An 18,186-nucleotide genomic window follows, 5' to 3' on the forward strand; every position below is an offset into this window, starting at 1 on the left:
GGCCCCTGAAACGAAAGCCCATGCCATGACAAAGCCCGTCCTGACTGAAGCCCCGGTCATCCGTCGGCCGACCGCCGTGCGGCCCCGCACCAAGCGGCCCGCTGAGCCGCACAAGCCCGGCGAGCGCTCCCGCGTCGGGCTGTTCTTCGTCGCACCGCTGGTGCTGATTCTCCTCGCCCTCGTCGGTTTCCCCACCGTCGCGTCGCTCTGGTACAGCTTCACGAACGTCACCGTCGGGAGCCCCGGCACCTTCGTGGGCCTCGCGAACTACATCGCCCTGTTCGGCGACCAGGCCTTCATCGACGCCGTCAGCAACCTCGTGCTCATCATCGGGGTGAGCCTGCTGATCAAGTTCCTCCTCGGGCTCACCGTCGCGTCGCTGCTCAACCGGCCCATGCGCGCCCGTGGCATCTGGCGGGCGATCGTCATTCTTCCGTGGGCGATGCCGGGCTTCGTCGCATTCATGGGCTGGAAGCTCATGTTCGAGTCCCGCGCCGGCGCCCTGAACCAGGTGCTCGGCTGGTTCCATCTCCACGTCGACTTCCTCGCGTCGCCGGAGCTGGCCCGCATGTCGGTGGTCATGGCCACCGTCTGGCGCGGATTCCCGTTCTGGGTGATCGGCATCCTCGCGGCGATGCAGACCATTCCCAAGGAGCTCTATGAGGCAGCCGAGATGGACGGCGCCGGCCCCTGGCGTCGCTTCACCAACATCACCTGGCCCGGCATCCGTGCCACCGTCAGCGTCGTCGCCGTGCTGTCGGCCATCTGGACGACCAACGGATTCGAGAACGTCTGGCTCATCACGCAGGGCGGCCCGTCCAGCGCCACGATGACCTTCCCGGTGCTCTCGTACCTCGACCTCACCAACTTCCAACTGGGCTCGGCATCCGCTGCGGCGATGATCACCCTGCCCCTCTTCGTGCTCCTGATCCTCTGGCTCGGACGCACGGGCGGAAAGGAATACAAATGACCCGCGGATACAACCCCTGGGTGACCCGGGTCGGGCTGCTGCTCATGACCATCCTGGTCGGCTTCCCGGTGTACTTCATGGTGACGGTGTCGCTGAAGCAGCCGCGGGACATCTACCGGGAGCCGTCGCTGCTGCCCAGCAACGCGACGCTGGACAACTACGTGCAGCTGTTCCAGGCCGGCTTCATGCAGAACGTGCTGAACAGCTTCTGGGTCGCGGCGGGCACCACCGTCATCTCCCTCATCCTCGGCGTCCTCGCCGCCTACGCGATCGTGCGCTTGCGGTTCCCCGGGCAGGCGGCCGTGAGCAAGCTCATCCTGATGAGCTACCTCACCCCGCTGATCCTGCTGTTCATCCCGCTGTCCGTGGTGATCCAGCAGCTGAACCTCGGCGACTCGCTGCTCGGCATCGGCATCGTGTACCTGGCGTTCACCGTGCCGCTGTCGGCCTGGTTCCTGCTCGGCTTCTTCCGGGGCTTGAGCCCCGAGATGGAGGAGGCGGCGTTCCTCGACGGCGCGGACCTGCGGCAGACCCTGCAGCACATCGTCATCCCGGTCTCGGCGCCCGGCATCGCCACGGCCGCGATCCTCACCTTCACCATGGCGTGGAGCGAGCTGTTCCTCGCGCTGGTGTTCCTCACCTCGCCCGGCACGCAGACGATCCCGGTGGCGCTGCAGAACATCATCAAGGGTGACGTGCAGAACTACGGCCTCGTCATGGCCGGGGCGATCGTCGCCACCATCCCCGTGCTCATCCTCTACTACCTGACCCAGCGCTGGGTGGTCCAGGGCGTGGCCGCCGGCGCCACGAAGGGCTGAGCGGGCCGCTGACCCGCTGACCCGCTGACCTGCTGGCCCGCTGGCCCGCTGGCCCGCTGGCCCGCTGACCCGAGCGCCGGCATCCGTTGCCTCGACGGATGCCGGCGCTCGTCTCGTTGCCGGTGCCCCACGCATAACTCCTTCAATTCGTGCGCGGTCGCACACTCCCACCGCGGAATTCCGCGGTTGGGAAGGCGGAACGGAGCAGATCGAAGGAGTTATGCACGGGAGAGGGGGTGGCATTCCGCTGTTTGGGCGACGGATGTCGGTGCTCGCGACGTGCCCAGCGGCATTCGTTGTCCTGAAAACAGGATGCGGCCGTGCCAGAGGCGCGTTTTGTCCTGCTTTGGGCGCAGATGGGTCGATTCCTCCTGTTCTCGCGACAGGCGGCCCGTACGCAAGCGATCCGGGCACTCGTAGAGTTCCGGCTCGGGTCAGCGGCTGGCGGCGCTCGGGTCATCCTCCTGCTCCCGCCCGCCCCGTGCATAACTCCTTCAATTCGTGCACCGTCGCTGACTCCCACTGCGGAATTCTGCGGCTTGGATGGCCTACCGGCACACATCGAAGGAGTTATGCACGCGAGGGCGGCATCCGCTGTTTGCGACGCCTGTGCGTGCCGGGTGCCCGCCGCACGTAACTCCGGAGATCCGCGCGGACCATTCTCGGCCGGCCCGAACTCACGGCGCTCTGGACGCAGCGGGCGAGAAATCTCCGGAGTTACGTGCGGGAGGCGGGAGAGACCAAGCGACCCCGGCGCTCGTGAGTGCCGGGGCCGTCAGATCAGCGGATGCCGCTCACCAGTCGTGCATGCTGCCGTCGCGCTGCAGGCGGTTGACCGGCAGGTACGCGGGCGTGTACTCGTAGCTGTTCGCGAGCTCCTCGTCGTACTCGACCCCGAGGCCCGGGTTGTCGCCCGGGTGCAGCAGGCCGTTCTCGAACGTGTAGCTCGTCTTGAACACCTCGAGCGTCTCGGGGGAGTGCTTCATGTACTCCTGGATGCCGAAGTTGTGGATCGCCATGTCCAGGTGCAGCGCGGCGGCCTGGCCCACCGGCGAGATGTCCGTCGGCCCGTGGAAGCCGGACTTGATCTGGTAGATCGCCGCGAAGTCCATGATCTTCTTCAGCGCGCTGATGCCGCCGGTGTGGGTGACGGCGCTCCGCACGTAGTCGATCAGCTGCTCGGTGATGAGCGTCTGGTAGTCGTAGACGGTGTTGAAGATCTCGCCGATCGCGAGAGGCGTCGTCGTCTGCGAGCGCACCCGGCGCAGGCTCTCCTGGTTCTCGCCGGGCGTGCAGTCCTCCAGCCAGAACAGCCGGTACGGCTCCAGCGCCTTGCCGAGCGTGGCCGCCTCGTTGGGCGTCAGGCGGTGGTGGCCGTCGTGCAGCAGCGGCAGGCCGTAGCCGAACTCCTCGCGCACCGCCTTGAACACCGTGGGGATGTGCTCGATGTACGCGGCGCTGTCCCAGGCCTCTTCGGTCGGCACGGCGGTGCGCTTGGCGGGTTCGTAGTCGTAGCGCTCGCCGGGCTTCTGGTTGGTGGCGACGCCGTACACCTGGCCGAGGCCGGGCACCGAGGTCTGCACGCGAATGGCCTTGAAGCCCTGGTCGAGGTGATTCTGGATCGACGTGAACAGCGACGGCAGGTCAGAACCGGATGCGTGCCCGTACGCGAGCGCGCCGGTTCGACTCGCGCCGCCCAGCAGCTGGTACACCGGCTGCCCGGTGACCTTGCCCTTGATGTCCCACAGCGCGACATCCACTGCGGCAATGGCCGCCATGGTGACCGGCCCGCGCCGCCAGTAGGCGCCCCGGTACAGGTACTGCCAGGTGTCCTCGATGTTCTGCGGGTCGCGGCCGATCAGGAGCGGCACGATGTGCTCCTTGAGGTACGCCGCGACCGCGAGCTCGCGGCCGTTGAGGGTGGCGTCGCCGAGGCCGGTCACGCCGTCGGAAGTCGTGACCTTCAGGGTGACGAAATTGCGGCCGGGGCTCGTCACCAGGACGTCAACGCGTTCGATCGTGCTCATTGGGGGTTCCTTCTTCTCGAGGGGGTGCGGCACCGCTACTGCTGCGGGCGGCGGGCGTACGACGCCTTCGGCAGGTTGTAGGCCAGGTCGACGGCGGTCTCGGTGGCCTCGTCGATGGTGAGCCGGTGCTCGGCGACGAGCTTGGCGAGGTAGCCGGCGTCCACGCGGCGGGCCAGGTCGTGCCGGGCCGGGATGGAGGCGAACGCGCGGGTGTCGTCGACGAATCCGCTGGTGTTGTAGAAGCCCGCCGTCTCAGTGGTGAGCTCGCGGAACCGGGCCATGCCGTCGGCGGAGTCGAGGAACCACCAGGGTGCCCCGAGCTTCACCGACGGGTAGACCCCGGCGATGGGCGCGAGCTCCCGCGAGTACACCGTCTCGTCGATGGTGAACAGGATCAGCCGGAACCGCGGGTCGAGCCCGAACGCGTTCAGGAGCGGGGCGAGCGAGCGGGTGAACTCGACGGCCTCGGGGATGTCGAAGCCGTTGTCGGGCCCGTACGCCTGGAACACCGCGTCGGCGTGGTCGCGCCCGACGCCGGGGTGCAGCTGCATGACCAGGCCGTCCTCCGTCGACATGCGGGCGCTCTCGAACAGCATGTTCCCCGCGAACGCCTCGCCGGTGGCCGCGTCGACCGGGCGGGTGAGCGCCTGCTGGAAGATGCGCTCCGCGTCGGCGGCGTCGAGCGGCGTCGTGTTCGCCGTGCGGTGCCCGTGGTCGGTGGCGAGGCCGCCGGCGGCCACGAAGGCGAAGCGCCGCTCCTGGACCGCCTCGAGGAAGCTCCGGTAGTCGGTCACGTCGACGCTGCTGCGGGCCGAGAGCGCGGCGATGGCGCCCCGCCATCCGCTGCGGTGCGGGTAGAAGAGCGCGTCGGGGCGGAAGGTGGGGATCACCCGGTCGCCCCACCCCTCGGCCGCGAGCGCCCGGTGGTCGGCGAGGTCGGCATCCGGTGCGTCGGTCGTCGACAGCACCTCGATGTTGAACCGGTCGAACAGCTCACGGATGCGGAATTGCGGTTTCGCGAGCGTCGCCGTCAGCTGGTCGTAGATCGCGTCGGCGGTCTCGGCGGAGGGCTCCTCGGTCACCCCGAAGATCTCCACCAGCTCGTGCTCGATCCAGTAGCGCGTTGGCGTGCCGCGGAACAGCTTCCAGTTCTCGGCGAACCGCCGCCAGATCAGGCGGTGGTCGGCCTCGAACGGCGCGTTTGGTTCGAGCGGGCGCACGCCGAGGTCGCTGTTGCGGTACCCCTGCGACACGAGCATGCGCACGAGGTAGTGGTCGGGGATGATGAACAGTTCGGCCGGGTCGCCGAACGGGTCGTTGCGCCGGATGGCGCCGACGTCGATGTGGCCGTGCATCGAGATGACGGGGAGATCGGCGGTGGCGGCGTAGACCTCCCGGGCGATGGCGCGCTGGCCGGGTTCTGCCGGCAGGGCCCGGTCAGGATGAAGTGCCCACGGTTGCGCCATTGCTGCCTCCTGGATGAAACAAAAGAATCGTTTGTTGCACTGCGGCTCGCGCGTGCTTTCCAACTATATCCGCGTCACTTGGCGGAATGCGAGCCCTTCTGTCGCATCCCTTCCCCGGAGGCAGGGGAAGGCGAGCGCGGAGGGAGTGCAAACCTTTGCATCCCCCTCCCGCGCCACTCAGTCCCGAAGCTCGACGAACTGCGGGGCCTGCTTGCGGAACATGCGCGTCACGCAGAGCACGTACGCCAGTCCGATGGCCACCCAGATGAAGCCGACGATCATGGCGCTCGGTTCCAGGCTGAACCAGAGCGCCACGTTGATGACCACGCCGATGGCGGGCACGACCACGTGGCCGATGACGCTGGCGCCCGATTTGCCCTTCAGGAAGCGCAAGTAGTGCGCGATGACCGAGAGGTTCACGAAGGCGAAGGCCACGAAGGCGCCGAAGTTGATCAGCGAGGCGGCCTGGTACAAGTCGAGGAAGACGGCGGAGGAGGCCAGCACGGCGATGAGCAGGATGTTGATCACGGGAATTCCCGATTTCGGGTGAACGTAGCCGAACACCTTGCGGGGAAGCACGCCGTCTCTTCCCATGGCAAACAGCAACCGGGCGGCGCTCATCTGCTGCGTCAGCCCGCAGCCCAGCACGGCGATGAGGTAGCCGGCCAGGAACACGGCCTGGAAGAACGCTCCGCCGATGTATTTCGCCATCTCGGGCGATGCGCCGGCGATATCGGCGATCTCGCTGACATCCGGGAACAGCACCTGCATGAAGTAGGTGATCCCCACGAAGAAGACCCCGGCGGCAGCGACGATGATGAAGATCGCCCGGGGGACATCGCGCTTGGGATTGATCGCCTCTTCAGACAGCGTGGTCACCGCGTCGAACCCCAGGAATGACAGCGCGAGGATCGAGGCCCCGGCGGCCACGGCCGGCACGTCCAGCCCGGGGGAGACGAACGGGGTCACGGAGAATTCCGCCCCGCGTGCCCCGTCGACGATGTTCTTGATCGTGAACGCGACGAACGCGACCGCGACGATCACCTGGATGATGACGAGGGCGTAGTTCACCTTCACCGCCAGCCTGATGCCGACCAGGTTGAGAACCGTGCAGATCACGATCGTCGACACGATCCACACCCAGGCGGGAACGCTCGGGAACGCCGCACCCATGTAAATGCTCGACAAAAGCGCATTGATCATCGGCAGGAACAGGTAGTCGAGGGTGGCCGCCCAGCCGACCAGGAAGCCCAGGTGCGAACTGATGGTCTTGCGGGTGTACGTGTAGGCCGAACCGGCCTGCGGGTAGACGCGAACCATCTTCGCGTAGCTGAACGCCGTGAACAGCACGGCCACGAGAATGAGGAGGTAGGCGAGCGGCACGTGGCCGCCGGTGGTGTCGGCGACGATGCCGAAGGTGTCGAACACGGCCAGCGGCGCCATGTACGCGAGCCCGATGAAGACGATATGGCGGAGCTTCAGGCTTCGCTTGAGCGTGCCCGGTTGCGACGCAATGGGGGTCGGTGTCTTGGTCAGTGCCATGGGAAAAGCTCCTTTGCTTTCGATCTCAGTTGTCAAACGGATGACGCGTCGTGGCCGGTCCTGCTATCCCGCGGTCCACTCCTCGCGGGCATCGTGAATCGCCTCGCCGGCCACGATGGTGAGGTCCGAACGCTGCTCAAGCAGTTCCTGGGGCTCGAGGTCGTACAGGTTCTCGGACCACACCACCAGGTCCGCTTCCGCTCCGGGCCGCAGCGTCCCCAGGGTCTGCTCGGCATGCCACGCCCAGGCCCCGGCGCTGGTGTAAGAGTGCAACGCGGCGTCGAGGCCGACGCGTTCGGCCGGCGTCCACGCGTCCTTGCCGCTGAGGCCGGCGCGGGTCATGGCGCTGAAGAGACCGACGAGCGGATCCATCTCCCCGACCTGCCAGTCGCTGGAGAACGCCACGTGTGCGCCGGAGTCGATGAGAGATCGGAAGCGCCAGGCCCGGTCCCAGCGCTCCTCGCCGATGTTGTCCATCCAGGTTCCCGCCACCAGGTCGGGTGAGGCGTGCCGGGGCTGCATGGCGGCCACCACGCCGAGCTCGCGGAACCGGGGGAGATCCTCCGGGGACAGGCACTCCACGTGCACGACGCCGTGCCGACGATCGACGGTCTGGTTGCGGGACTGGGCGGCGGCGACGGCGTCCAGGACCATGCGCACACCCCAGTCCCCGGTCGCGTGCGTGTGAATCTGGAAACCCAGCCTGTCGAGTTCCACGAAGAGGTCCAGGAATTCCGCCGGAGGGAGGGTCGGCGCCCCGCGGTTGCCGGGGCGGTTCGCGTAATCCTCGAGCATCGCCGCTGTGTGCGGTTCGATGACGTCGTCGGCATAGAGCTTCACGGGGCCAAGGCGCAGCCGTTTGCTCGCCGGTGCTCGGTCGACGGCGTCGCGAAGAGCGCGCCGGACGTCGCCGTTCGCTCCGATCGGGTGATACAGGGCCGCGATCACTCGGGAGAGCATCTCGCCCTCGGCCTCCGCGCGGAACATGAGGTCGAGCTCGGCGAGGGGGACCTGCGGCTCCACCACGGTCGTGATCCCGAGCTCTGCGGCCATGCGCAGGCTGCCGAGCAGCTTGCGATATCGGCGATCGGGCGAATACATCGGGATGTCGCGCTGCAACGCCCTCAAGCCGTCGCGGGTCATGGCGCTCGTATAGAAATCCGTCACCCAGCCGGTCGGTTCGCCGGTCGCACCGTCCAGTTCCGGGTTGCCCCAGGCGATTGCTCCGCCTCCCGTGATTCCCAGTGCGGATAGGGCGGCATGGTTCAGCCAGACCGAGTGCTGGTCGTAGGTCGTGACGAAAATGGGCCGATCGGTCAGCCCGCGTAGGTCGTCGGCATTGGGCCGACGGCCCTCCACGACCGAATACACCGCGTTCTCGGCACAGATCCAGCTCAATTCCGGGTGTTGTGCCGCGTGCTCCCGGATGCGGCGGCGCACGTCGGCGAGGTCGGTGGCGCCTTCGAGGCTCACCGCCTCCTCATCGAAACCGAGCAGCAGATGATTGTGCGAATCGATGATCCCGGGCGTGAGCAACCGTCCAGCCAGCGCTGTGGTCGCGCGGGCGGGAGGGGCATCCGCTGCATTTCCGATGAAGCTGATCGTGCCGTTGGTGATTCCGACGGCCTCGGCCCACGGCCGGTCGCGATCGAAGGTGCGGATCACGCCTCCGGTGAGCAGGGTATCGAGCATGGCGGTCCACGGTCTCCTTGTGTCGAGCTGCGAGTTCTTTTACATCGGTGTGAAAAAACTTCTTGGAGTGTGGCACGGGCCGTGCGCTACTGTCAAGGAATGGGTCGTCCGAGCACCAGGGAGAAGCGCCGGCAGGACCTCATCCAGGCCGCGCTCGATGCGGCCGCGGGCCATGGCCTCAGGCAGCTGTCGATGTCGGATGTCGCGAACCAGGCGGGTCTGACCCGGAGCGCGTTGCTGTATTACTACGAAGATCTCGATGAACTGCTGGTCGATGCTCATGCCGCGGGAAACGCTCGCCTCGGCGACGCCCGGGACGCGTTGGTGGCGGCACAGGAGACGCCGGGCCGGATGTTGGCGGCGGCGATCGACGCTGGGCTCCCCGAGGGTCCCGACGACACCCTCATGCGTTCGCTGTACGAGTTCGATGTGCTCGCCGGCAAGTCGCCCGTCCATGACCGGCTGGTCAAGGCGATGTACGAGCGCCAGCTCGCGGTGTACCGAAGCGTGCTGGAGTTCGGAAGCGATCAGGGTGACTTCGAATTGCGCGGCGACGTACCCGATATCGCGATGAACTTCGTGGCCCTCGAGGACGCGTACGGATTGCACATCGTGGGCGGCAACAGCCTGGTGAGCGTGGCGGATGCGAGGCGGGCGATCCGCCTCTATGCCCAGCAGGCAGGGTGCCCGGTGCCGCCGCCCGGCGACTGAACCGGCACGGTCGGACCAACCCCGTTCGTTCCAACAGGCCGCGCCCAGGCCTGTTGGACTCAGGCCCAGTCGGCTCAGACCGGTTCGGCGGCGCGCTCCCGCGCGGGCACCTCGTCGGCCTCATCGAAGGCCATCTCCGGCACCGGGCGGCGGAACCCGCGGGTGAGCCAGAGTAGGTAGACGACTCCGATCACGGTCCAGGTGAGCCCCACCGTCATCGCCAGCGGGTCGAGGTTCGCCCAGAGGTAGGCGTTGATGAGGAACCCGAGGGCGGGCGCGACGATCCAACCGAGCGCTGAACCCTCGAGCTGTACGCCGCGGCGACGGATGCGGAACGCGATCACCGACAGGTTCACGAATGCGAAGGCGGTGAATGCACCGAAGTTGATCAGTGACGTGGCGGCGCCCAGGTCGAGCATCAGTGCGCTCAGGGCGACGACGCCGACGGCGATGATGTTCAGGACCGGCGTGCCGAACTTCGGGCTGATGTAGCCGAAGAAGCGCGTGAACAGGATCCCGTCGCGGCCCATCGCGTAGAGCAGGCGGGAGGCGCTGGTCTGCGAGGCGAGGCCCGACGACAGCACCGAGATGAACGCGCCTGAGAGGAAGACGGTCTGGAACACGATGCCGCCGATGACCAGCGCGATATAGGGGGAGGCGCTCTCGGTCTCGGAGGTGATCTGCTCCAGTGCGGCCAGGTCGGGGACCAGAGTCTGCATGCAGTAGGTGACGACGACGAAGAACATCGCTCCGAGTGCCGCGACCCACATGATCGCGCGCGGCATGGTCTTGCGCGGTTCGATGGTCTCCTCCGACAGCGTGGTGACGGCGTCGAAGCCGAGGAACGCGAGCGCGAGCACCGAGGCGCCGCCGATGAGGCTCGCGGTGTCCATGTCGACCGCGTAGAACGGGGCGAGGGAGAACTGGAGGGCGTTGTCCGCCAGGATCGCGCCGATCGTGAGGGCGACGAACACGACGGCGATCACGGCCTGGAATACGACCATGACCATGTTCGCGAGGGCGCTGATCTTCACGCCCACGATGTTGAGGATCGTGACGATCGCGATGAGGCCGACGATCCACACCCAGCCGGGCACGGCGGGGAACTCCGCCGAGAGGTAGATGTCGGCGAGCAGGGCGTTGATCATCGGCAGGAACAGGTAGTCGAGCAGGGCCGCCCAGCCCACCAGGAAGCCGAGGCCGGGGTGGATGGTCTTGCGCGTGTAGGTGTACGCCGAACCGGCGGAGGGGTAGACCCGCACCATCTTCGCGTAGCTGAAGGCGGTGAAGATGATCGCGATCGTGACGATGATGTACGAGGCCGGCACGTGCCCGTTGGTCATCTCGGTGACGATGCCGAACGTGTCGAACACCGCGAACGGCGACATGTAGGCGAGGCCGATGAACACGACGTGCCGCAGCTTCAAGCGGCGGCGCAGGGTTCCGGGGTGCGTGGTGTCCATGGGGTACCTCTCTGTAACCGGTAGGAGCAATCCGAGATCCGCAGAATCGATTCTGCAACGGGTCGGCATGAGCGTAGCCCGTGTTCCGCCCGCTCGTCAATACGCGCGCGCAACGAGCGCCGTGATGAGCCCACCTGTGCCTGTTGACGCCGCTGGAGCCCGGCAGGAGATTTAAGCCGACGCGATGGAGGACGAAGCCATGGTGGTCGCGGCGGAAGCCGCCGGGGAGAACACAATGCGTTGATCTGTGTTCGAAACGCCCCGCTCCGGGTTGACACGGGTAGGCGACCAGATCGCGAGAGGATGGAATCGTGATCCAGCCTGAACCTGACGACCAAGCACAGCCACCAGGGCAGATCCACCTGGTTGGTGGCGTGAACTTTTCGACCTGGCCCGACCTCAAGTGGGCCCGTGGGAACACCCACACAAAGGCTCTCGAGGCGAGTTTCGTCGAGTGGTCGGCAAGCGCCCCCGTGTCGGTCGAGGGCGTTCTGCGAGACGACCGCCAGGGAATTGACTTGGTAGCGAGCGTGCCCCGCGGCATCCCGAAACACGAGTGGGCGCTCCTGCTCGGGGACGCATTGCACAACTTCCGAAGCGCGTTCGACGCGCTCGCTTGGGGCATGGCGCATTTCAACGACGCTCAGCCCAGTAAGCCCAAGTCGATCTACTTCCCGATCTGCAACGACCAGAAGCAGTGGAATGACGCCGTGAAGTCATGGGTGGGCGAACTCGACCCCGAGTTCCAACATCGGCTCCACGTCTTGCAACCGTTCAACTACCTGCCGCCGGGGATGCTCTCGTTGCTCCGGATGCTTCACGACCTTGATATTCAGGACAAGCACAAGGACTTCCTGACCGTATCGGCGGACATGAACGGGCTGAGTCTCGACGGGGCGTTCTTCAAGTACGAGGATGCAGACGTGGTCGCGACGCCACGTCTGGAGATGAGAACCGACGTGAAGTTCGGCGACGGTGTGGTGCTCGGGACTCTGCACGCCGGTGCGAACATCGAGACGCTAGGCCGGATGATCCTGCGACCAGTGATGCAGGTTCAATTAACTTGGGAGGGCCAGACGTTCGACGTTGGCTCGATGCTCACGCAGTTCGTTACGGAGACGCGGCGGCACCTGGACATCTTGATGCACGGGCTCGCGCCGCTCGACGACGGCGAAGGTGAGTGGTTGCCATTGGACGTCGAGTCGCTACCGTCCTAGGAACTTGCTGTGGGCCGCCACTCACGCTATCCGGCGATTGGGGCGGAACCACCCACGGCGTGGCCAGGAGCGTGGTAGCCGTACGATCTCGCGGAAGCGCTGGACCGCGCACATAGAGTGAATTGCGCCTCATGACTCCCTTGGAGTGAGCACACGTTTGCCATGACGGTCCTTTTGTATAACCCCCGTTCTGCCTCAACGCGGCCTGAGTTGTCTGAATCCCAGGGGACGGTCTCTAAAGCCGCACCTCGACAGGAGCCACATTGAGCAAACCGCGCCGGAACATCGACAGACAGGTAATCGCTGACGGGAATTCTTGAATCGCCTCCTTGATCAGAGGAATGATGGCGGCGACTGAAGTGATGAATCCAGACGAATCTCTTGTCGAGTATGCGGCCCGGCGAGATGAGGTGGTCGCGGACACTGTGCGGAAAGTGCTGGAAGTAACCGACGGCACCGATGCTTTCGATGTCATCGAGTTGATGCGGCAACGGGGGATTGTCGCGCCGAGGCTCGGAGTCCAGGATGAAAACTTTGATGCTTCGGCAGCGGCGATCGAAGTGCTCGCAGTCATCTTGCTCGCGCGGGGAGAAAGAAGCGAGGGCGGCTCGGGCGCGCAAAAGGACAGAGCCCAGATAAGCATCGAGATTCTTCACAACCTCACCACGCAGGTCCTGGGAGTTGGCAATCTTGCATTGCTTGCTCAAGGCGAATTGGCGCAATCCGAGCTTTCGCAGTTGGCTGCCGACTACCAGGGATCAATTCTGAGTATCAGGAATCGACAGTATTCCTCCATCCATGGCGCAATCAATGGCGAGCTGTTCGGCGGCAAGGAAGCCATCGAACTGGGCCTCGGGTTCTCGTACTCAGACTTCATTGCGGTCCGAGAGTCGATCGACGATGAGTACCTCGATGGCCTGAATGCAGCCATGGCGGAGTTTGGTGAAGTCGCTGTGTCCTGGGCAGCCGACACGACGCTGCCGCAGAGCCCGGAGACAATCAGACGCGGGAGCGCGGAAGTTCCCATGGATTGTCTCTCTCCACGACATGGCTGTGATCTCGCAAATTCTCGAAAGGGCACCTGAGTTCTTACTCTATTTGCGCCGTCGGACGGAGCCAGAAACTTCCAGACGCTTCAGCGCTATAGACGAGCTGGATTTGTTCATGCTCTACCTCAATGGCGGCCTCTACTTGGAACCCGACCCCGACCTCGTTTTTGAGTCCTATCCGAAGTCCCCACCCCCGTCCCCGTTCGATTATCGGCGCTTTGCTGAACAAGCGAAGGCGATACGAGTAGGCACGCACACGGATGCTCTGGATGCGTGGATGGAGCGGGATGACGTTCCCAGTGAAGCTGCGAAGCCCGTGTTCCGGTCGAACCCCCGAGTGACTGCGATAGTTGACTTTCTCGGCGATGGCCAAGAGCCGGGCTGGTTCCGATTCGCGGCCGACCTACTCAATCTGTCCGATGAAACGCAGGCAGACTTAACTAACGGATCGAACGAGATAGCGGCCAACGGATGCCGCTGCCGCGTCAGCGCGCCGGTCGCGTCGACTCCCTGGCCAGCAGCTCCGTCGGCAGTTCACGCACCTCGTGCTCGCGCGGCTCGGTCGCGTCGAGCACGTCGAGCAGCATCTGCGCGCACTCGTGCCCCACGGCACGGGGCCGGAGGTCGATGGCCGTGATGGGCGGCACGGCCGTCTGCATGACCACGCCGTCGACGTAGCTGGCCACCAGGAGGTCGGTGCCCACGTTCAGGCCGCGTGCGCGTGCCGCAGCGAGCGCGCCGACCGCCGCGCCGTCGGGCGCCGAGATGACGGCGTCGATGCCCACGCCGGCGTCCAGCAGTCGTCCCGTCGCCTCTTCCATGTCGGCCGGCGTGGAATCGAACGGAACCTCGGTCAGCAGCGGCTCCACCTCGTGCTCCCGGCACCAGTCGAGGTAGCCGGCACGCACGGCGCGACTCCAGTGCGAGGTCGTGTCAGGGGCGAGGAGCGCGGGCCGCTGCGCACCCTGCCCGGCCAGGTGGTCGAGCAGGCGCCGAATGGCATCGGGGTGGTCGGTCACCACCACGCCGTCCGGCTCCGGGAGGTCGGCCGGCCCGAACTCGCCGGTGACCGTCGGGATGCCGGCGGCGAGCAGCCGGCGGCCCACCGGGTCGTCGTCGAGCGGATCGACGACGATCAGCCCGTCGAGGAGCTGGAACGCCGGGTCGGCGGGGTCGAGCGTCGTGGCCAGCAACACCAGGGAGACGTCGCGCGCGTGCGCGGCTTCTGCCGCCCCGAACGCGAAGTCCATGTAGTACGAGCGGCTGAAGACGTAGGCCGGGATGTACAGGCCGATGCTGAGCACACGGTCCTGGCGGAGCTTGCGCGCCCAGATGTTCGGCGCGTAGCCGAGTTGCTCGGCGACCCGCAGCACGTGGGCCCGCGTCTCCTCCGAGATGCGTCCGGTGCGGCTGAGCGCAGCGGACGCGGTCGTGCGCGAGACTCCCGCCTCACGCGCCACATCCAGCAGTGTGCGCGTACTCGCCCGAGGCATATCGGGACACTATCACCCGCCTCATCGCGTCCGTTCTGAGTTGCGCGGGTTGATCGCCGTTGCGCGGGCTGAATTCAACCCGCGCAACGGCGTTCAACCCGCGCGACGACAGCGGTCGGGCACGAGTGCGGCGAGGGCGGGCGTGCGGGCGGGTTCCGTGCGGCGTGACCCGGTGGCCTCGAAGGCTGCCGCGAGCGTGAGCAGCGCGACGTCGTCGTAGGCCTTGCCGGCGAAGGTCAGCCCCACGGGCATTCCCGTGTCGGCCATGGTTCCCATGGGCACGGTCGCCGTCGGGATGCCGAGGTGCCGGACCACCAGATTGCCGTTGGCGACCCACACGCCGTTGCGCCAGCCGGCATCCGCTGATTCGGGGTTGACGTCCATGTCGGCCCGGCCGACGTCGGCGACGGCGGGGAAGATGACGGCGTCGAGGGCCAGCCTGTCCATCCAGAGCTCGAGGTCGACGCGGCGGGTTTCGGCGAGGCCCCGCATCCCCTCGGCGAGGTGCGGAATGTCGGTCATCGCGGCGAACGGATGCTCCCGGATGCGTTCCGGGTAGGCGCTGATGTCGTCGTCGAAGCCGTCGTAACGGTCGGGCAGCGAGCCGTCGGGGCGCGGGAAGATGGCGCTGCCGTCGACGTCGGCCAGGCGGTTCAGCCGGGGGTCGCCGTTGGCGCGCAGGAAGTCGTCCCACGCCCAGGCCGCCAGATCGACGATCTCGGAGCGGAGGTATCGGGGGCTCACCAGCCCGCGGGTGGCGAGGGTGGGGGCGCCGGCGCGGTCACCCTCGTAGTTGGAGACGACCGGGAAGTCGACGAGCACCACCTCGGCGCCCGCGGCCTCGAGGTCGCGCCGGGCCGCCTGCCACAGCTCGATGATGGAGGCACGAGTGTCGATCCGCTGCCCGGTCGGGCCGCCGATGCCGCAGGGTGTCCGGGTGCCGGCCCGGTCATCCTGGTTCACGTACATGCGCGGCACGCCGAATCGCTTGCCGGTGAGTGCGGCCCGGGCCGACGCGGCATCCGCTGGGGCGAGAGCCGGGTAGTGCGCGGGGCGCACGGTGGAGGACGGCGGCACGTCGATCCACGGCTGCACGCGCCAGAAGTCGCCGCGGGTGTCGTGGTCGTCGGCCACGATCACGTCGAGCACCTCGAGCAGGTCGGCCATGCTGCGCGCGTAGGGCACCACGACGTCCATGGTGGGCACGAGCGGCCAGTTGCCCCGCACCGAGATCACGCCCCACGAGGGCGTGTAGGCGCAGAGCCCGTTGTTCGAGGCGGGGCCGCGGCCCGACGACCAGGTCTCCTCAGCCAGGCCGAACGCGGCGAAACTCGCGGCGGTCGCCGTGCCCGAGCCGTTCGAGGAGCCGGAGCCGAACGGCGCGGTGAGGTACTCGGCGCTGTAAGGGCTCTCGGCGCGCCCGTAGACGCCGCGCTGCATGCCGCCGTTCGCCATCGGCGGCATGTTGGTGAGCCCGATGAGCACGGCGCCGGCCGCCCGGAGTCGCTCGATCGTGAAGGCGTCGCGCTGCGCTACGAGGTGCTCGAAGGCGGGCGAGCCGGATGCCGCGGTGAGGCCCCGGGCCAGGTAGCTGTCCTTGGCGACGTAGGGGATGCCGTCGAGCGGCCCGAGCGTCGTGCCGGTCGCGCGGCGCTCGTCGGAGGCACGGGCGTCGGCGAGCGCGCTCGGGTCCAACACGACGACGGAGTTCAGCCGCGGTCCGTTCCGGTCGTACGCCATGATGCGGTCCAGGTAGGCGTGCACGAGCTCCTCGCTCGTGACCGCGCCGTCGTCCAGGGCGGCGCGCAGCTCGGCGATGGACGCCTCGACGACGTCGAACCCGGTCATCGGGCGACCTCCTCGAGGGCGGGCTGCTGCTGGGTGATGCAGTGGATGCCGCCGCCGCGGGCGAAGATCGGCCGCGCGTCGACGGTCACCACCTTGCGACCCGGGTAGGCGGCCGCGAGGATGTCGCGAGCCGCGGCATCCGCTGTCTCGTCGCCGAAGCCGCACGCGATCACCCCGTCGTTCACGACCAGGTGGTTGACGTAGCTCCAGTCGACGAAGCCTTCCTCGTCGCGGATGGCCCGGGGCGCGGGCAGGTCGTGGATCTCCCAGGCGCGGCCCGCGGCATCCGTTGTCTGCGAAAGCAGCGCGCGGAGTTCGCGGGTGACCTCGTGGTCGGGGTGCTCGGGGTTCTGCTGGGCATGAAGCAGCAGGTGCCCGGGCGACGGGATGGTCGCGACGATGTCGACGTGGCCGCGCGTGCCGAACTCCTCGTAGTCGCGGGTCAGGCCGCGGGGGAGCCAGACCGTGTGCGTGGCGCCGATGGTGCGGGCGAGCTCGGCCTCGACGCGGGCCTTGTCGGCGTAGGGGTTGCGGCGCGGGTCGAGCTGCACGGTCTCGGTGACGAGCACGGTGCCCTCGCCGTCGACGTGGAAGCCGCCGCCCTCGTTGACCAGCGGGGAGCTGACGAGTTCGGCGCCGACCTCGTTCGCGACGAAGCGGGCGATCTCGGCCGACTTCTGCCACTCGGCCCAGGCCGGGTCGCCCCAGCCGTTGAAGGTCCAGTCCACGGCGCCGAGCACGCCGGGGCGGTCATCGTCGACCACGAAGGTGGGGCCGACGTCGCGCATCCAGAACTCGTCGAGGGGCGCGATCTCGATCTCGATGTCGGCCGACAGCATCCGCTTGGCCCGGCCGATCTCGCTCGGATCGACGACCATGGCCACCGGCTCGAACGCGGCGATGGCGTGTGCCACGGCGGTCCAGGCGGCGTAGCCCTCCTCGACCTCGGCGGGCGTGCTGCCGAGGGTGAGGCCCTCGCGTGGGAACGCCATCCAGGTGCGCTCGTGGGGTGCGGTCTCTGAGGGCATGCGCCAGGCCATTGCAGCAATCCTTTGGTGCGGGGAACACTATTGATCGAATGATCAATAACAGGGAGAATGTACCTACACTGGTACACGATGTCAACATCCACACGCACGAGGGCCGAGCGCAAGGCGCCCGAGGAACGTGCTGCCGAAATCCAGGCCGCCGCGCGGCGCATCGCGCTGCAGCAGGGGCTCGCCGCCGTCACGCTGCGCGCCGTCGCGGGCGCCGTCGGCGTCACGCCGGCGCTGGTGGCGCACTACGCGCCGAACATGGACGCGCTCGTCGCCGAGACCTTCGGGGCGATCGTGCGGGGCGAGCTGGACGAGGTGCGCGAGATCGTCGTGCAGCCCACGGCGAGCCGGCGTCTTGCGCGCCTGCTCAGCACGCTGCTCGACGGCAGCCGGGCCGACGTGACGGCGGTGTGGGTGGAATCCTGGACGCTGGGTCGCCGGAACGAGGCGCTCGGGGCGAGCGTGCGGGCCGAGATGGATGCCTGGCAGCAGGCGGTGCAGGAGATCATCGCGTCCGGCGTGGAGGCCGGCGAGTTCCACACCGACGATCCCACGGCGGTCGCCTGGCAGCTGCTCGGGATGATCGACGGACTGAACGCCCACGCACTCGTGCGCTGGGGCGCCGCCGCCGAGCGCGGGCCGCTCATCGCCCACGCCGTGGAAGGCATGCTCGGCCTGCCCCGCGGCGCCCTCGCCGAGCGCTGACCCCATCTCACCCCGTCCCACCGCCGCTAACTCCGGAAGAATGCCGTCCGTCGCCGTGCTTCCGGCGGAATGACGCGGGTCGCCGGTCGGGCCGGCCGGGTTTTTCCGGAGTTAGCCGCGGGGGGCTGGCGAGTGGTGCAGTTTGGGG

14 protein-coding genes are annotated in these 18,186 nt (G+C 67.3%); 6 read left to right on the forward strand and 8 right to left on the reverse strand.

What is annotated here, in order from left to right; all coding sequences use genetic code 11:
• Window positions 1-25 precede the first annotated feature (25 nt).
• Together EEJ31_RS01320 and EEJ31_RS01325 are read left to right on the forward strand one after the other, a co-directional pair.
• Window positions 26-970, forward strand: coding sequence for a carbohydrate ABC transporter permease (locus EEJ31_RS01320; protein ID WP_123044465.1), 945 nt, complete (start codon window positions 26-28; stop codon window positions 968-970).
• Window positions 967-1,788 carry a carbohydrate ABC transporter permease gene (locus tag EEJ31_RS01325; protein WP_123044466.1) on the forward strand — a complete coding sequence of 274 codons (822 nt, stop codon included), beginning with the start codon at window positions 967-969 and terminating at the stop codon, window positions 1,786-1,788. The genes EEJ31_RS01320 and EEJ31_RS01325 overlap by 4 nt, the downstream gene beginning before the upstream one ends.
• 794 nt (window positions 1,789-2,582) lie before the next feature.
• On the opposite strand, the gene manD is transcribed toward EEJ31_RS01325, so the two are convergent.
• From manD to EEJ31_RS01345, 4 genes are all read right to left on the reverse strand, one after another.
• A complete protein-coding gene (gene manD, locus EEJ31_RS01330; RefSeq protein WP_123044467.1) occupies window positions 2,583-3,815 on the reverse strand; it encodes a D-mannonate dehydratase ManD in 1,233 nt (410 codons plus the stop codon).
• Between the two features lie 35 nt (window positions 3,816-3,850).
• Window positions 3,851-5,281: a glucuronate isomerase gene (gene uxaC, locus EEJ31_RS01335; RefSeq protein ID WP_123044468.1), complete on the reverse strand. Its 1,431-nt coding sequence runs from the start codon at window positions 5,279-5,281 to the stop codon at window positions 3,851-3,853.
• A gap of 177 nt (window positions 5,282-5,458) precedes the next feature.
• Window positions 5,459-6,823 carry an APC family permease gene (locus EEJ31_RS01340; protein WP_123044469.1) on the reverse strand — a complete coding sequence of 455 codons (1,365 nt, stop codon included), beginning with the start codon at window positions 6,821-6,823 and terminating at the stop codon, window positions 5,459-5,461.
• 63 nt (window positions 6,824-6,886) lie between these two features.
• Window positions 6,887-8,515, reverse strand: a complete 1,629-nt coding sequence (locus EEJ31_RS01345) for an amidohydrolase (protein ID WP_123044470.1) — start codon at window positions 8,513-8,515, stop codon at window positions 6,887-6,889.
• Between the two features lie 99 nt (window positions 8,516-8,614).
• On the opposite strand from EEJ31_RS01345, the gene EEJ31_RS01350 reads away from it, so the two are divergent.
• The gene (locus EEJ31_RS01350) at window positions 8,615-9,226 is read left to right on the forward strand and encodes a TetR/AcrR family transcriptional regulator (protein ID WP_123044471.1); all 612 of its coding nucleotides are present in this window, start codon (window positions 8,615-8,617) and stop codon (window positions 9,224-9,226) included.
• A gap of 74 nt (window positions 9,227-9,300) precedes the next feature.
• Here the strand turns inward: EEJ31_RS01350 and EEJ31_RS01355 are convergent, their stop codons facing one another.
• On the reverse strand, window positions 9,301-10,689 hold the full coding sequence (locus EEJ31_RS01355; RefSeq protein ID WP_123044472.1) for an APC family permease: 1,389 nt from the start codon (window positions 10,687-10,689) through the stop codon (window positions 9,301-9,303).
• Between the two features lie 311 nt (window positions 10,690-11,000).
• Between EEJ31_RS01355 and EEJ31_RS01360 the strand changes: the two genes are divergently transcribed.
• On the forward strand, window positions 11,001-11,906 hold the full coding sequence (locus EEJ31_RS01360; protein ID WP_123044473.1) for a hypothetical protein: 906 nt from the start codon (window positions 11,001-11,003) through the stop codon (window positions 11,904-11,906).
• Window positions 11,907-12,235: 329 nt separating this feature from the next.
• Window positions 12,236-12,991, forward strand: a complete 756-nt coding sequence (locus EEJ31_RS01365; protein ID WP_148040107.1) for a hypothetical protein — start codon at window positions 12,236-12,238, stop codon at window positions 12,989-12,991.
• Window positions 12,992-13,440: 449 nt separating this feature from the next.
• Here the strand turns inward: EEJ31_RS01365 and EEJ31_RS01370 are convergent, their stop codons facing one another.
• The 3 genes from EEJ31_RS01370 to EEJ31_RS01380 all read right to left on the reverse strand — a co-directional run bounded on the left by EEJ31_RS01370 (window position 13,441) and on the right by EEJ31_RS01380 (window position 17,336).
• Window positions 13,441-14,448: a LacI family DNA-binding transcriptional regulator gene (locus EEJ31_RS01370; RefSeq protein WP_123044475.1), complete on the reverse strand. Its 1,008-nt coding sequence runs from the start codon at window positions 14,446-14,448 to the stop codon at window positions 13,441-13,443.
• A gap of 93 nt (window positions 14,449-14,541) precedes the next feature.
• Window positions 14,542-16,296: an amidase gene (locus tag EEJ31_RS01375; RefSeq protein ID WP_123044476.1), complete on the reverse strand. Its 1,755-nt coding sequence runs from the start codon at window positions 16,294-16,296 to the stop codon at window positions 14,542-14,544.
• Window positions 16,293-17,336 (reverse strand): agmatine deiminase family protein, encoded by a 1,044-nt coding sequence (locus tag EEJ31_RS01380; protein ID WP_123044477.1) that lies wholly within the window; start codon window positions 17,334-17,336, stop codon window positions 16,293-16,295. The genes EEJ31_RS01375 and EEJ31_RS01380 overlap by 4 nt, the downstream gene beginning before the upstream one ends.
• Before the next feature lie 78 nt (window positions 17,337-17,414).
• Between EEJ31_RS01380 and EEJ31_RS01385 the strand changes: the two genes are divergently transcribed.
• Complete coding sequence (locus EEJ31_RS01385) at window positions 17,415-18,038, forward strand: TetR/AcrR family transcriptional regulator (RefSeq protein WP_123044478.1); 624 nt, start codon at window positions 17,415-17,417, stop codon at window positions 18,036-18,038.
• The last annotated feature ends 148 nt before the right edge of the window (window positions 18,039-18,186 follow it).

It is taken from the genome of Cryobacterium tepidiphilum, assembly GCF_003716325.1.
GTDB classification, from domain to species: Bacteria; Actinomycetota; Actinomycetes; order Actinomycetales; family Microbacteriaceae; genus Cryobacterium; species Cryobacterium tepidiphilum.

What these genes read in the sequence shown, in the direction of transcription:
- EEJ31_RS01320 (WP_123044465.1), top strand. Translation starts at nt 26, where the DNA reads ATGACAAAGCCCGTCCTGACTGAAGCCCCGGTCATCCGTCGGCCGACC.
- EEJ31_RS01325 (WP_123044466.1), top strand. Translation starts at nt 967, where the DNA reads ATGACCCGCGGATACAACCCCTGGGTGACCCGGGTCGGGCTGCTGCTC.
- manD (WP_123044467.1), bottom strand. Translation starts at nt 3,815, where the DNA reads ATGAGCACGATCGAACGCGTTGACGTCCTGGTGACGAGCCCCGGCCGC.
- uxaC (WP_123044468.1), bottom strand. Translation starts at nt 5,281, where the DNA reads ATGGCGCAACCGTGGGCACTTCATCCTGACCGGGCCCTGCCGGCAGAA.
- EEJ31_RS01340 (WP_123044469.1), bottom strand. Translation starts at nt 6,823, where the DNA reads ATGGCACTGACCAAGACACCGACCCCCATTGCGTCGCAACCGGGCACG.
- EEJ31_RS01345 (WP_123044470.1), bottom strand. Translation starts at nt 8,515, where the DNA reads ATGCTCGATACCCTGCTCACCGGAGGCGTGATCCGCACCTTCGATCGC.
- EEJ31_RS01350 (WP_123044471.1), top strand. Translation starts at nt 8,615, where the DNA reads ATGGGTCGTCCGAGCACCAGGGAGAAGCGCCGGCAGGACCTCATCCAG.
- EEJ31_RS01355 (WP_123044472.1), bottom strand. Translation starts at nt 10,689, where the DNA reads ATGGACACCACGCACCCCGGAACCCTGCGCCGCCGCTTGAAGCTGCGG.
- EEJ31_RS01370 (WP_123044475.1), bottom strand. Translation starts at nt 14,448, where the DNA reads ATGCCTCGGGCGAGTACGCGCACACTGCTGGATGTGGCGCGTGAGGCG.
- EEJ31_RS01375 (WP_123044476.1), bottom strand. Translation starts at nt 16,296, where the DNA reads ATGACCGGGTTCGACGTCGTCGAGGCGTCCATCGCCGAGCTGCGCGCC.
- EEJ31_RS01380 (WP_123044477.1), bottom strand. Translation starts at nt 17,336, where the DNA reads ATGGCCTGGCGCATGCCCTCAGAGACCGCACCCCACGAGCGCACCTGG.
- EEJ31_RS01385 (WP_123044478.1), top strand. Translation starts at nt 17,415, where the DNA reads ATGTCAACATCCACACGCACGAGGGCCGAGCGCAAGGCGCCCGAGGAA.